This window comes from Adlercreutzia sp. ZJ304, assembly GCF_011039075.1.
Taxonomy (GTDB): Bacteria; Actinomycetota; Coriobacteriia; order Coriobacteriales; family Eggerthellaceae; genus Adlercreutzia_A.
In genome coordinates this window covers 1-13,040 of sequence record NZ_JAAKEG010000005.1, presented here as the reverse complement: position 1 = coordinate 13,040, position 13,040 = coordinate 1, and the positions used below count along the sequence as shown (strand labels likewise).

At 46.8% G+C, this 13,040-nt stretch carries 10 protein-coding genes, 2 tRNA genes, 1 other RNA gene and 1 riboswitch; of the genes, 8 read left to right on the top strand and 5 right to left on the bottom strand.

Features of this window, described 5'->3' with window-relative positions; genetic code table 11:
• Positions 1-6 precede the first annotated feature (6 nt).
• Positions 7-1,203: an ABC transporter permease gene (locus G7Y46_RS03310; RefSeq protein WP_165061391.1), complete on the top strand. Its 1,197-nt coding sequence runs from the start codon at positions 7-9 to the stop codon at positions 1,201-1,203.
• Positions 1,190-2,419 carry an ABC transporter permease gene (locus tag G7Y46_RS03305; protein ID WP_165252472.1) on the top strand — a complete coding sequence of 410 codons (1,230 nt, stop codon included), beginning with the start codon at positions 1,190-1,192 and terminating at the stop codon, positions 2,417-2,419. The genes G7Y46_RS03310 and G7Y46_RS03305 overlap by 14 nt, the downstream gene beginning before the upstream one ends.
• A 127-nt stretch (positions 2,420-2,546) precedes the next feature.
• Here G7Y46_RS03305 and G7Y46_RS03300 read toward each other — a convergent pair whose 3' ends face one another.
• Entirely contained in the window at positions 2,547-3,173 is a 627-nt protein-coding gene (locus G7Y46_RS03300) for a thiamine diphosphokinase (RefSeq protein ID WP_165252470.1), read from the bottom strand.
• Positions 3,174-3,232: 59 nt separating this feature from the next.
• Here G7Y46_RS03300 and rnpB point away from each other — a divergent pair.
• From rnpB to G7Y46_RS03270, 6 genes are all read left to right on the top strand, one after another.
• An RNA gene (gene rnpB, locus G7Y46_RS03295) (RNase P RNA component class A) lies at positions 3,233-3,580 on the top strand.
• 42 nt (positions 3,581-3,622) lie between these two features.
• A riboswitch (TPP riboswitch) is annotated at positions 3,623-3,731 on the top strand.
• The gene (gene thiC, locus G7Y46_RS03290; protein ID WP_165252468.1) at positions 3,719-5,089 is read left to right on the top strand and encodes a phosphomethylpyrimidine synthase ThiC; all 1,371 of its coding nucleotides are present in this window, start codon (positions 3,719-3,721) and stop codon (positions 5,087-5,089) included. It overlaps the preceding riboswitch by 13 nt.
• 43 nt (positions 5,090-5,132) lie before the next feature.
• Positions 5,133-5,741 carry an isochorismatase family cysteine hydrolase gene (locus G7Y46_RS03285; protein ID WP_165252467.1) on the top strand — a complete coding sequence of 203 codons (609 nt, stop codon included), beginning with the start codon at positions 5,133-5,135 and terminating at the stop codon, positions 5,739-5,741.
• The gene (thiD, locus tag G7Y46_RS03280; RefSeq protein WP_165252465.1) at positions 5,738-6,550 is read left to right on the top strand and encodes a bifunctional hydroxymethylpyrimidine kinase/phosphomethylpyrimidine kinase; all 813 of its coding nucleotides are present in this window, start codon (positions 5,738-5,740) and stop codon (positions 6,548-6,550) included. The genes G7Y46_RS03285 and thiD overlap by 4 nt, the downstream gene beginning before the upstream one ends.
• 15 nt (positions 6,551-6,565) lie before the next feature.
• Positions 6,566-8,128 (top strand): Re/Si-specific NAD(P)(+) transhydrogenase subunit alpha, encoded by a 1,563-nt coding sequence (locus G7Y46_RS03275; protein ID WP_241157034.1) that lies wholly within the window; start codon positions 6,566-6,568, stop codon positions 8,126-8,128.
• Complete coding sequence (locus tag G7Y46_RS03270; RefSeq protein WP_277424162.1) at positions 8,128-9,609, top strand: NAD(P)(+) transhydrogenase (Re/Si-specific) subunit beta; 1,482 nt, start codon at positions 8,128-8,130, stop codon at positions 9,607-9,609. Before G7Y46_RS03275 ends, G7Y46_RS03270 begins: the two co-directional genes overlap by 1 nt.
• A gap of 112 nt (positions 9,610-9,721) precedes the next feature.
• Here the strand turns inward: G7Y46_RS03270 and G7Y46_RS03265 are convergent, their stop codons facing one another.
• The 4 genes from G7Y46_RS03265 to G7Y46_RS03250 all read right to left on the bottom strand — a co-directional run bounded on the left by G7Y46_RS03265 (position 9,722) and on the right by G7Y46_RS03250 (position 12,726).
• Positions 9,722-10,147: a TOBE domain-containing protein gene (locus tag G7Y46_RS03265; protein WP_165252463.1), complete on the bottom strand. Its 426-nt coding sequence runs from the start codon at positions 10,145-10,147 to the stop codon at positions 9,722-9,724.
• 950 nt (positions 10,148-11,097) lie between these two features.
• Positions 11,098-11,174, bottom strand: a tRNA-Glu gene (locus G7Y46_RS03260).
• Between the two features lie 34 nt (positions 11,175-11,208).
• A tRNA-Gln gene (locus tag G7Y46_RS03255) sits at positions 11,209-11,282 on the bottom strand.
• Between the two features lie 67 nt (positions 11,283-11,349).
• Positions 11,350-12,726, bottom strand: coding sequence for a CCA tRNA nucleotidyltransferase (locus G7Y46_RS03250; RefSeq protein WP_165252461.1), 1,377 nt, complete (start codon positions 12,724-12,726; stop codon positions 11,350-11,352).
• Between the last annotated feature and the right edge of the window lie 314 nt (positions 12,727-13,040).

Genomic DNA, 13,040 nt, shown 5'->3' with positions numbered 1-13,040 from the left:
TAAGCAATGGCTAATACATTCAAATATGTTTTATTGTCCCTTCTTAGAAATAAAGGGATACTGGTTTGGGGGTTAGCGTTTCCGATAGTGCTTTCATGCTGTTTTATGATGATGTTTCAGGGCTTAGATGATGTTGCAGAGGGAAGCACTATACGCACTGTAGTGGTAGAGGATGCAGCATATGAAGAGTCGGTTGCGCTGCCACAATTTATTGACGCTATATCTTCAGAAGATGCAATACTTGATGTTTACAGCGTTGAAAACGAGCAGCAGGCTAAAGATGTGCTGAACGATTCCGAGAACGCTGAAGACCCCTATGTAGGCTACATTACGGCAGATTCTGCAGGATTACCTGTGGTTCATTTACAGGGAGGAAATCGGTCGAATTCAGCCAGCATGATAGAGGTATACCAATCTATTTTGGTAACTTTGATGGATTCTTTTTGCAATAAGAACGAAATTATTACTAGCTTAATGAAAGACAATCCTGCCTTAATGTCAGATCCGGCATTTATTGAAAGTCTTATAGCTAGCGCTAATGTTACCGAGAAAATAGATGTCACCGAGAACGCGCCACGCGAATCGGTGCGTTACTATTTTGCACTTCTTGGTATGGCATCTATGTTTGGAGCGCAAGCAGGTCTTGTGGCTGTTGGGGCGCTTTTGCCGAACACAAGTGCACTAGGGGCTAGGCGTGCTTTGGGCGGCACATCGCGTGTGCGGTCGCTTTTTGGATGCATACTTGCCAGCTGGTTAATGTCGTTTTGTTGCTTGCTTGTGGCATTTTTGTTTATGCGCTATGCAGTAGGTGTCGATTTTGGCACACGCAACCTTTCTTGCATTGCGGTATTGGCGGCTTCGTCGCTTATGGCAACAGCTCTGGGCTCTCTCATAGGAAGCATTCCTAAAGTTTCGATAGGTGCTAAGTCAGGCATATTGACAGGTATTGTTTGCTTCGCTTCGTTTTTTGCTGGGTTATATGGACAGCCTACTATGCAGCTTGCCGACGACATTGCTGTAGCTTTCCCGGCATCGCAGTATATCAATCCAGCTGTTCAGGTGTCACAGGCAATGTTTTCGCTTATGTATTACGACACGTTAATTCCATGTATGCAGCATTTGGCAATTCTTGCAATTATGGCAGTGGTTTTCTTTCTGGTGGCCGCTCGTTTCTTAGGGAGGCAACGCTATGCAAGTCTTTAAGTGTGCGATGAAATTGGTTGCGCGCCGTCCGGTTTATTTCCTTGTTTACGGCGTTTGGCTAAGTTTAATGGCTGTTTTTATGGCAAGCAGTCTTATGAGTCCTGCTTCTACGGATGAATACGAAAAGTATCAGGTAGATTACGCTGTTATAGACCGCGATAGCAGTCAGGTATCAGAAGGGGTATGCGAATTTCTGACGACACAGGGCGACAGAATTGCTATAGAGGATAGCGACTTCGCAATACAAGATGCGGTGGCGAAGGATACATGCAGCTATCTCCTTATTATTCCCGATGGTTACGGCGAGGCATTTATGGAAGCTGCTAAAAATGCGGAACCTCTGCCGGAAATGGAATGCATATACAGCTATTATTCTGCGGAAGGTGCTTTGGTGGATGCTGCTTTAGCGGAATACCTGTCCTCGCTTAGTGCTTACGCCGCAGCTATGCCAGATAAACCAGTTAATGAATTGATAGAACTTGCTATGCAGGCATCTAGGGTATACGCCGATGTGCAAATAATACCAAGCGAAACGGATGCGACCGAGACTGACAAATTCATGTTCTATCTGCAATTTGACATGTATGTTTACTTTGCGGGGATTATCGTGTGCGTAGGCATGATGCTGGTTACTTTAAACCGCGCGGAAGTTAGGCGGCGCAACTTAGCTTCACCTATAAGCTATATCAGATATAGTGCGCAAACAATGTTGGCATGTCTTGTCGTTATGATGATTTTCTGGGCATTAACATATATTTTGGGTGCTGTTTGTTTCCCGCAATCGTTTGCTGCTGTTCCTTTGCTTGGCAAGGTTATGATGGCAATAGTGCCGTTCGTATTTGCGCTAATACCACTTAGTGTAGCGTTTTTGATGGGTCAGCTGCATGTGGGCGAGACACTTATGAATGCTGTCGGAAATATATTGGGCTTGGTTTTATCTTTCCTCGGTGGCTCGTGGGTGCCTATGGATATTATGACACCCGAGGTAAATATGATTGCGCATTTTCTACCCGGGTATTGGTATACCGATGCGCTTAGTCGCGCGTGCCAACTAGGGTCGTCCGACTATGCAACGCTTGCGGCTATAGGCTGCGATATAGGAATTATGCTGTTGTTTGCAGCGGCGGTGTTTGGAATTGCGCTTGTAGTTGGGCGTATGCGCACCCAGACGAGTGAAGCTGGTGGCAACGCCGCGGCTGAGGTGGTGGCTATATAGGCACAACAAGCATGCGCAGCGCTTGCTTACAGAAAGCATCGCAACATAAACTTAGTATGTGCGCTGTAGCTGCATTTGTATGCTGCAGCGCACTTTTTGCCCGACGGCTCAGAAGCTAAAACAGCGCCTAAAGCGGCAGAAAAACAGCTAGTGTACCTTGTTCAACACCTATCATTATCGCTTCGCCTTTGAATTCGTTAGACAAGCCCAGCGATGTACGGTTATCTAGTGTGTAGTCGTCAAGTTCCCACTCTAGTCCGCGTTCAAATACGCCGCAACACTTGTCATTCATGGCGAAAACAGATACCGTTCCGCTTTCGCGTGCAGGAGCTTCTAAAACATCGGGACCTGCTAGAAATGTTACAAGCGAATCGTCGCCGATGGCGCTAATCGATATATCGCGTTCGGCGAATTTAGCGAACAGTTGCAAATTGGCTAGAGTGTGGTCTAGCCTGCGTCCCAGTCCTCCGAATATGTATATCGTGTCAAACCGCTGGGATTTAGCACGCATTAAAGCTAGTTCCATGTCGGATTCGTCTTTGTGGGCAGAATGGCGCACTACATGCAAACCGCGTGGCACATAACCCAGCGAGTCAAAATCTCCTATAGCCATATTGGGCTTGCGTCCTATAGATTCCAAATGTGCAAATCCGCCGTCAACTGCCATAACATAGTCGAATACGCCCGCGTCATCCATGATTTTGAATTGATCTGCGTTGAAATCGGATGCTCCTACTAAAGCGCAAGTTTTCACTTGGCTAATTCCTCTCTACTTCAGCAGTTTGTTCATTATTTTGCTAGAATACCACGACGCGGGAAGGCTAGACGACTGCGCGCCTTGTGCGTGAGGAAAGTCCGGGCTCCTCAGGCGAGGATGCCAGCTAACGGCTGGGCGGGGCAACCCGACGGAAAGTGCCGCAGAAAAGAAGACTCCAACCGATGCCTAGGCATTAGGGGAAAAGCTGAAACGGTGTGGTAAGAGCGCACCAGCATGTCGGCAACGATATGGCTTGGCAAACCCCATCCGGAGCAAGCGCGAGTAGGAACGCTATACGGTTCGCCTGCCGTGCGTTCGGGTAGCGTGCTAGAGGTGCACGGTGACGTGCATCCAAGATAAATGGTCGTCCTAGACAGAACCCGGCTTATAGGCCTTCCCGCTTCTTAGCAGGCTTGCTGGTACAGTGGGCTATAATTTTGTTGAAATCAAATAGTTGGGGAGCTTGATTTAGTCAGGCTGAGAGGGGTGCGTATCGCCCGACCCGCAGAACCTGTTTGGATAATGCCAGCGAAGGGAGAACCATGAACAATTCTGCTATTTCAACTGCTAATTTGTCACATCAAAGAGCGGCGCAAGAGTGCATTACGCAAATAGATTTTGCGCGCGCCGGAATTATTACTCCGCAGATGCAGGCTGTAGCCATTGCTGAAAACCTTTGTGCCGACGACATTCGCGAAGCGGTGGCATGCGGACGCATTGCCATTCCGGCAAACATTCATCACGCATCGCTAAAAGCTGGCGGCGTGGGTAGTTTGTGTAGTGGCATTCCTCTTTCCACAAAAGTAAATGTGAATTTGGGTATATCGGGAGATATGGCAGATGAAGCGCAAGAATGGAAGAAGGTAGACATCGCCCTTTCTCTTGGTGCCGATGCAATAATGGATCTTTCCAATAGCGGCAAAACGGAAAATTTTCGCAAGCGTTTAGTAGAGCGCTCTAGCGCCATGATAGGTACTGTGCCAATGTATGACGCCATAGGCTATCTTGAAAAGGCTCTTATAAACATAACCGCGCAAGATTTTCTAGATGTTATAAGAAAGCATGCTGAAGACGGGGTAGATTTTGTTACGGTTCATGCCGGTATGAACCGGCGCGTTATAGATTCATTTAAGGAAACAGGGCGTCTTGCAAACATTGTTAGCCGGGGTGGCTCACTTATATTTGCTTGGATGGAAGCTACAGGCAGCGAAAATCCGTTTTACGAACACTACGATGAAGTGTTAAGCATTTTGCATTCTTGTGACGTAACCATATCTATTGGAGATGCAATGCGTCCCGGCAGCACATATGATGCTAGCGATGCCGCCCAAATTGCCGAGCTTATAGAAATAGGCAAACTAACCAAGCGTGCGTGGGATGCAGGCGTGCAGGTTATGGTAGAAGGACCGGGCCATATGGCGCTAGACGAGATAGAAGCTAATATGAAGATGGAAAAGCGCCTTTGTCACAATGCACCGTTTTATGTGCTAGGTCCGCTTGTGTGCGATATAGCACCGGGCTACGATCATATAACCGCAGCTATAGGAGGGGCGGTGGCAGCTGCTAGTGGTGCAGACTTTTTGTGTTACGTAACACCCGCCGAGCATTTGCGTTTGCCTGACGAAAACGACGTTCGCGAAGGGCTTGTAGCTACAAAAATTGCGGCACATGCAGCTGATATAGCTAAGGGTGTTAAGGATGCGCGCGTGCGCGATAACAAAATGAGCGACGCTAGAAGGCGCGTGGCGTGGGATGAAATGTTTGAACTTTCGCTTGATCCTGTGCGTGCTAAGGAATACTTCGCAAGTGCACCTCCAACGAACGAAGGAACTTGCACCATGTGCGGAAAAATGTGCGCTATGAGAACAGTTAATCAACTTATGGAAAACAATGTGGTAGACCTAGGGCTGTAATGGGATAGAATCGTATCTTGCGCTCAAAGGAGGGAGACTTGTTATGCTGGACAAATCTAGCAATACTAAAGGTGCAGACTTTGAGATAGATTTGAAATCTAGCGCGCTTGTGGTTATTGATGAATTAGGTGATGTGGAAAGTGGTCAGCTAAGCGATGTGCTTCTGGCTCCAACTTTACAAACCGCTCGTCTGGTTGATGCTGCGCATGGCATAAAAATGCCAGTCATATACACAAATGATGCGCACATTCCGGGAATAGATCGCGAACTTTTATTGTGGGGCGAACATGGCATAGCGGGCAGCGCCGAGGCTCAAGTGTCGCCGCAAATTAATGTGTGCGAATCCGATTACATAATTGAAAAACGGCGCTATTCGGCTTTCTTCCAGACAAGCCTTCGTTTGCTTTTGGACGAATTAGAGGTGGGTACGCTTATACTAGTGGGCTTCGACACTAATATATGCGTGCGACACACAGCGGCTGATGCATATTTCAACAACTTTAATATTGTTGTGGTGCCCGATGCTACCGCAACTTTTTTAGTTGGTGAACAGGCTGAAGGTTTGGAATATATGCAGAAGTGCTACGCCGCTAAACTTCTTAATACCGACGACATTATTAATCTTATAGAGAAAAAGAGTACAAATCTGTGAAAGTTGTGCTTACTATAGCGGGCAGCGATTCTAGTGGTGGCGCAGGCATTCAAGCTGACATCAAGACAATAACCGCTCATATGATGTTTGCCGAATGCGCAATAACGGCACTTACCGCGCAAAACACTACGGGCGTTTTTGGTGTGGAAAATATAGACCCAGCTTTTGTGTCGAAGCAGATAGATGCTGTGTTTAGCGACATACGTCCCGATGCGGTCAAGATAGGTATGGTTTCGAGTGTAGAAATTGTATATGCTATTGCCGATTCGCTTGTTCGTAACAAAGCTGAAAACATTGTGGTAGATCCTGTTATGGTGGCTACTAGCGGGTCTGCTCTTATCGCAAGCGATGCCATAGAAGCGCTTGTTAGCAACGTGTTTCCTATGGCTGCCGTGATAACGCCAAACATTCCTGAAGCTGCGGCGCTGGCTGAGCTGTCCATACATAGCGAAGCTGATATGCATCTAGCAGCGGCTGAAATAACTAGGCGTGTGCAGGATGCGTGCAATTGTGCACCTGCGGTGTTAGTAAAAGGTGGGCACGGAACCAGTTTGCCTGACCAAGCTAACGATTTGTTGTATTTGCCGGATGGTAGTGCCGTATGGTTGCGTGGCGCACGTATCGATAATCCGAATACGCACGGTACGGGTTGTTCGCTTTCGTCTGCTATAGCATGTGGTTTGGCAGACGAGCTTAGTGTTGAGCAGGCTGTACGTAGTGCAAAGGCGTATGTTGCGGGTGCTCTTGGGGCGCAACTGAATTTAGGGCGCGGCTCGGGACCACTAGACCATATGTGGGAATTTAGATAATCAGGAGATAATGTAATGTCTGAAAAGCAAATGACTATTGGTATTCCCAAAGAACCTTACGGATATCAATTACGTGTAAGTGTTGCGCCGAATAACATAGAGCGTTTGTTGAAGCTAGGCTATAAAGTTCTGGTTCAGCACAATGCCGGCATAAAAGCAGATTTTTATGACGAGCAATATGAAGAACAGGGTGCGCAAATTGTAAATGAGGCTTGCGCATGGGGTGCCGATGTGGTCGTATGCATGAATACGCCGCCCGATGAACAGCTGGCGCAAATAAAGCGCGGGGGATTGCTGATAACTCGTGTTAACCCGCGTGCAAATCCGCAGTTGTTGGATAAGTTCTCTAATATGGGAATAACCGTACTTGCGCTAGATTGTGTGCCGCGCATTTCGCGTGCTCAGTCGCTAGACGTGCTTTCGTCTATGATGAATATAGCGGGCTACAAAGCTGTTATAGAAGCGGCGGATGCGTTTGGTCGTTTGTTCCCGGGTCAGGTTACTGCTGCTGGAAAAATGCCACCAGCGCGCGTGTATGTTATAGGTGCAGGCGTGGCGGGGCTTTCCGCTATAGGAACAGCCAGTTCTATGGGCGCTGTGGTGGCTGCTACCGATGTGCGTCCGGAAGTGTTCGATCAAGTAGAATCGCTCGGTGGCGAATTTATCGAGATACCGGTAAAGCAAGAATCTACCGATGGCTATGCCAAGGAAATGTCAGAGGATGAGCAAAGCATAGCTCAGCGCTTATACGCTGAGCAGGCTGCCAAAAGCGACATTATAATTACCACGGCACAAATTCCGGGGCGCCCATCACCTTTGCTTCTTACGGAAGAGGCTGTGCTAGCTATGAAGCCCGGTTCCGTAATTGTAGATATGGGGGCATCAGAGCAGGGCAGCAACACGGCGCTTACCAAGGTAGACCAAGTAGTAACCACGCCGAATCGTGTCACCATAATTGGCTATACAAATTTGGCAAATCGCCTTCCTATGCAGGCATCGCAAATGTTTGGGCAGAATGTTGTCAACTTATTCAAGCTGATAACTCCCAACAAAGACGGATGCGTTCAATTAAATGAAGAAGATGAAGTTGTACGCGGCATGATGCTAACGCGTGAGGGTAAAACTATGTGGCCACCGCCTCCGGTAAGTGTATCGGCTGCATCTGGTACGCAGAAAGCGCAGATGCAGACCAATGCTGCAGCTAAGGAAGAGGTAACGCCCACTCCGCGTTGGAAGAAACTATGGTGGAAAATATTACTCGGAGTTTTGGCGGTGTTACTTATAGCGGTTGCTCCGGCTAATATGGCAAATCATTTCATAGTGTTTATGCTGGCAGTAGTGGTTGGGTTCTACGTTATAACCGCTGTTACGCATTCGCTGCATACTCCACTTATGTCGGTTACAAATGCCATAAGCGGCATTATTATAGTTGGCGCTATATTGCTTGCCGGTACAGGCAATATAGTTGTTACGGTGCTTGCATTTATTGCCATGGTCATAGCGTCCATCAACATCTTTGGCGGTTTTTTGGTATCACATCGCATGTTGAAGATGTTTCAAAGGAGCTCTGACAAATAATGGAAAATATAATGCTTATAAGCGAATCGGGCATAACATTCTTCAACATTGCTATGTGGGATGCGCTTGTGCGCTTTCAGTCGTTAGCTTACATTCTTGCGGCGTTATTGTTCATACTGGCGCTGGCGGGTTTATCGAAACAAAAAACTGCGCAGCGAGGCAACACACTTGGAATAATAGGTATGGTTTTGGCGCTGGTGGCAACCATAGTGGTTGCGGTAGCGCAAAGCGAAGAAGTTGCTATCAGCACAATAGTTATTATTCTTGTAGCTATAGCTATAGGTGCTTGCATTGGTGTTTGGAAAGCGCTGCATGTGAAGATGACAGGCATGCCCGAGCTTGTGGCTATGCTGCATTCTTTTGTAGGTGCGGCGGCTGTACTTGTAGGTTTTAATTCATTTTTTATGGAACCCGGTGCTGCTGGATACGAAAACGCTTTCCATATGGGCGAAGTTGGCTTGGCGGTATTTATAGGTGCCGTTACTCTTACTGGCTCTATAGTTGCTTATTTGAAACTATCGGCAAAAATGTCAGGCAGACCGCTTACACTTCCGGGGCGTAATTTCATTAATTTGGCTATGGTTGTGGCTTCTATCGCGCTTATTGTGTGGTTTATCAATACGCGCGGTGTTGAAGATGGAATGTTGCCGCTTTGCTTGCTAACGGTTGTGTCGCTTGTGCTTGGTGCACATCTTGTGCTCGCCATAGGTGGCGGCGATATGCCAGTGGTTGTTTCTATGCTGAACTCGTATTCTGGTTGGGCAGCGGCAATGGCTGGCTTTACTCTTGGGAATGACTTGCTAATAATTACTGGCGCATTGGTTGGTTCATCTGGTGCGTATCTGTCCTACATAATGTGTCAGGGAATGAATCGTTCTTTTGCATCTGTTATTCTTGGCGGTTTTGGTGGCGATTCTTCGGCACCTGCGTCGGGTGGTTCGAACCAGCAGATGGGCGACTATACCGAGATTACGCCTGAAGAGGTGGCTGAGCAGCTAAAGAATGCGAAAAAAGTTGTTGTGGCTCCCGGTTATGGTATGGCGGTGGCACAGGCGCAATATCCTGTGGCAGACCTTACGCGCAAGCTAATAGACCGTGGAATAGATGTGAAGTTTGCTATTCATCCGGTTGCCGGACGCATGCCGGGGCACATGAATGTGCTTTTAGCCGAGGCGAAAGTTCCATACGATAATGTTTTTGAAATGGATGAAGTAAACGACGATTTCGCCGATGTGGATGTAGCTCTTGTGGTTGGCGCGAACGATACCGTGAACCCTGCGGCTGAAACAGAACCCGACTCTCCCATAGCAGGCATGCCCGTTATGCATGTTTGGGAGGCTGGCACAGTTGTTGTGTCGAAGCGAAGTATGGGCAATGCTGGTTATGCGGGAGTGCAAAATCCACTGTTCTTTAATGAAAACACTGAAATGCTGCTAGGTGATGCAAAAGACTCAGTAGAGGCAATAATCGCCGCGTTATAGTGGATGCTGCATACGTCAAAGCGTTTGAAAATAAAAAGCCATGTTTGCAATTAAGCAAACATGGCTCAAAGAAGAAGAGAAGAAAGCTGAAATAACTTGGCGTAAAAATTCGCTAATCAATCGCAACCATAACGTCGGTCGATTTAATAACAGCTAGGGCTTTTTCGCCCGCCTTAAAATCTAATTGATTGATGGCTTCATTGGTGATAGATCCTTTAATGCATATCCCATCGGCAATTTCTAACGTTATTATTCCATTAACCGCGCCTTGTTGGATGTCTGCAATAGTTCCATGAATCTGATTTCGTGCTGAAAGATTATTGATTCGCTCGTTGCCCGCTGCAAACATTACAGAACTTGCTTTTATGACAGCATATGCTTGCTCTCCGGTTTTCAGACCCATTGATTTAATGGCGTCCATGGTTATGTCAGCTTTTACGGTTTGTCCGTTCATGTCAATCGCTACAACGCCATTAACAGCACCCTCATCTATGTTTTGTATTGTTCCTTTAAGTACGTTACGCGCGGAAAGTTGCATAATTATTCCTTTCACCATAAATAAGAATAATACTTAGTTATGATTATTCTCTATAAAGTATATTCTGTCAATAGTAATCTTAGACATATAGGCAGAAAAGTGTGTAAAAGTTCATGCTGTTTTCCCTGTTCAGATACCAAATAGATGCCTTTGAAGTCGATGCCGCTCGACTTTCATATAGGCAAAAAAGTGTGTAGGATTCTGACTTGACATGCCTGTTCAGACAAGCTTTTTCCAAGAAAAAGTCAGTTATGAACAGGTGTGAGCTGTGTTTACTAGAAAATATGCAATCTGTGGCGGCAAGATGAAGAAAAAGGATTTACAAAAGCCTGAAGGCAGAGGTGAAGATGTAGCTTATGCGGAGGCTCTAGCGTTAGGAAAACGATACCTCCGCAAGATGGCTTAAAGTGTTTGTTGAATGGCTTTTGGGTAAACTCTCAACACCCCGGACGCTAGATTACGATTCAACTCATCCGCATACTAGTTCAAAAAAGTTAGAAAAATGGTCAAAACTTCCGGCTTTCCATGGTCATAGCGCCACATAGCTAACTTGAATTGTGGAGAACACTGGGCAAACAAGGTTCTCCAATTCTATTTTGATTCGTAATTGGCGTAATTTGGCATTATAGACTGTGGAAAGTCGGAAGTTTTGACCATTTTTCGCCTAAAAAGTGACGAAGGCAACACACGGTCTGGTTTGGTCAGAGTTCCACAACAGCGCGTCCTATCAATATGCAATCGACTAAAACAGACACACTTTTCTGCCTATATGCCTAATCTTATGATTAAGCCGCCAGACCTTATGAAAGCGCACCGCGCTCAATCAAGGCGCGAAGCACAGGAAGCACGCTTCTCCCAAAAGCAGGAAAAGAAGAAGCAGAAGAGAGAAGATCACTAATATCATGGTGCTTGGTTAAGAAAAGAGCCGCCCGCGGGCGGCTCGTAATTACTGGTAGCTCCGACCGGATTCGAACCGGCGACCTCCGCCTTGAGAGGGCGGCGTCCTAAACCGCTAGACGACGGAGCCATTTCAATGTGCCACGCTAGTATACACGAAATTGTGGCTGGGGTGGAAGGAGTCGAACCCTCACATACGGCACCAGAAACCGCTGTCCTGCCATTAGACGACACCCCAACGACATCTCGCGCGTCCGATTGGACTTTAGCGCAACCCGATATATTACGGATTGCCGGCACCATCGTCAAGCAATTTCAACCGATTTAAGAAATTCGATCAGCTCTTTGCGGCGGTTGGGCACGCGCTCGTCCATGACCGCATCTAAAGCTGCATTCAAAAGTTGCCCAACTTGTGGTCCTTCGGGTACGCCAATAGCCAACACGTCGCTGCCGTTAACCTCTAAATCTTTAACGGAAAACGCAGTATCGCTTTCTAAAACATTTTCAAGCACGCGTTCTAACTGGTCTATAACTTCAAGATATGCAGCGCTTTCTGTGGAATGCGCCATCGTGTCAGCTCTCTTCAATGCAAGCAACGCTCGGAATAAATCCACACGACCGCCTAAATGCGCAATAGCTCTTCTTACTGAACGCGGTGTGGGCTCTATTGTGTCGTCATGGCGAAGCACCAAAACTTCCAAATCGGCGCGGAATTTTTGCGACATAAGTAATCGCTCGGCCATGCCGCGGGCAATCTTCGCGCTTACCTTTGCGTGTCCGTAGAAATGCTCCACTCCGTCATCCGAGAAAAAGGCAGCTGCGGGTTTACCCATGTCGTGTGCAAATGCAGCCCAGCGTATCAGCCTGTTTTTGGGACAATATTGCACCGCATAAGCCGTGTGTTCCAAAACATCGAACATATGCCATTTAGTTACTTGTTCGCATCCATCCATTGCTGCAAGTTCTGGCACCACAAAGACCAACGTGTCAACACATTGCATTATTGCATCATGCACATAGTCGCCCATTAACAAATGATCTAGTTCGTGTGTTATGCGTTCCGTAGAAACTCCAGCAAGTAAATGCTTGTTCATCACCATTGCTTTATAGGTCGATTCTTCTATGCGAAAACCTAGCTGCGACGAAAACCTGCACGCCCGCAATATGCGCAGCGCATCTTCCTGAAAGCGCTTTTCCGGATTACCTACTATGCGGATCTGCTTTTCTTGCATATCTTGCATTCCGCCTTGCGGGTCTAGCAATCCGCGCTGCGGATGGTAAGCCATAGCATTTATAGTAAAGTCTCGTCGCTTCAAATCCTCTTCTATATTATTAAGAAATTCCACACTGTCAGGATGGCGCCTGTCGGCGTAATTGCCATCGGCGCGATATGTGGTAATTTCAATTGCGCTTGCATCTGGCGGCACTACAGTAAGTGTTCCGTGCTTCACCCCTATTTCGTATGTGCGCATTCCGAAGTTTTCGCATACAGATTGAACATCGCGCCAGTGTGCATTAGTCGCAATATCTATATCGGTTGCTGGGCGGTTCAGTAGCGCATCGCGAACAAAGCCTCCAACAACCCAAGCCTCGAATCCTGCATCCTCTAATAATTGCAGTGTTTGTTCGGCGTGCTTTGGAATGTCGATATGAACTTCAATGCATTCGTTAAATGAAGTCAATTTTTTGCCTTACTAGTCATTTTGGCTTTTTTATGGCGAAGTTTGCCAGTTTGTGTTTAGCCATATTGCTTATATACAGTGGTTATACACCGGTCTTTTCGCGCTAAATTCACTCCAATCAAAAAATAATTTGAAAAATTGCAAAAAAGTTGTTGAATTGCTGTTGCGTGATTGCTATTATATCTTCTCGCGCCGCAAAACGGCGCAAAGGTTAAACACCTTTGGCACCTTGACAACCGGATACTGTGGATGGGATCACACAAACAAAAATGTGTGATCAAAAAGACAGCAAAATCTTTGATAGATCCACATGG

What these genes read in the sequence shown, in the direction of transcription:
- G7Y46_RS03310 (WP_165061391.1), top strand. Translation starts at nt 7, where the DNA reads ATGGCTAATACATTCAAATATGTTTTATTGTCCCTTCTTAGAAATAAA.
- G7Y46_RS03305 (WP_165252472.1), top strand. Translation starts at nt 1,190, where the DNA reads ATGCAAGTCTTTAAGTGTGCGATGAAATTGGTTGCGCGCCGTCCGGTT.
- thiC (WP_165252468.1), top strand. Translation starts at nt 3,719, where the DNA reads ATGAACAATTCTGCTATTTCAACTGCTAATTTGTCACATCAAAGAGCG.
- G7Y46_RS03285 (WP_165252467.1), top strand. Translation starts at nt 5,133, where the DNA reads ATGCTGGACAAATCTAGCAATACTAAAGGTGCAGACTTTGAGATAGAT.
- G7Y46_RS03275 (WP_241157034.1), top strand. Translation starts at nt 6,566, where the DNA reads ATGTCTGAAAAGCAAATGACTATTGGTATTCCCAAAGAACCTTACGGA.
- G7Y46_RS03270 (WP_277424162.1), top strand. Translation starts at nt 8,128, where the DNA reads ATGGAAAATATAATGCTTATAAGCGAATCGGGCATAACATTCTTCAAC.
- G7Y46_RS03265 (WP_165252463.1), bottom strand. Translation starts at nt 10,147, where the DNA reads ATGCAACTTTCCGCGCGTAACGTACTTAAAGGAACAATACAAAACATA.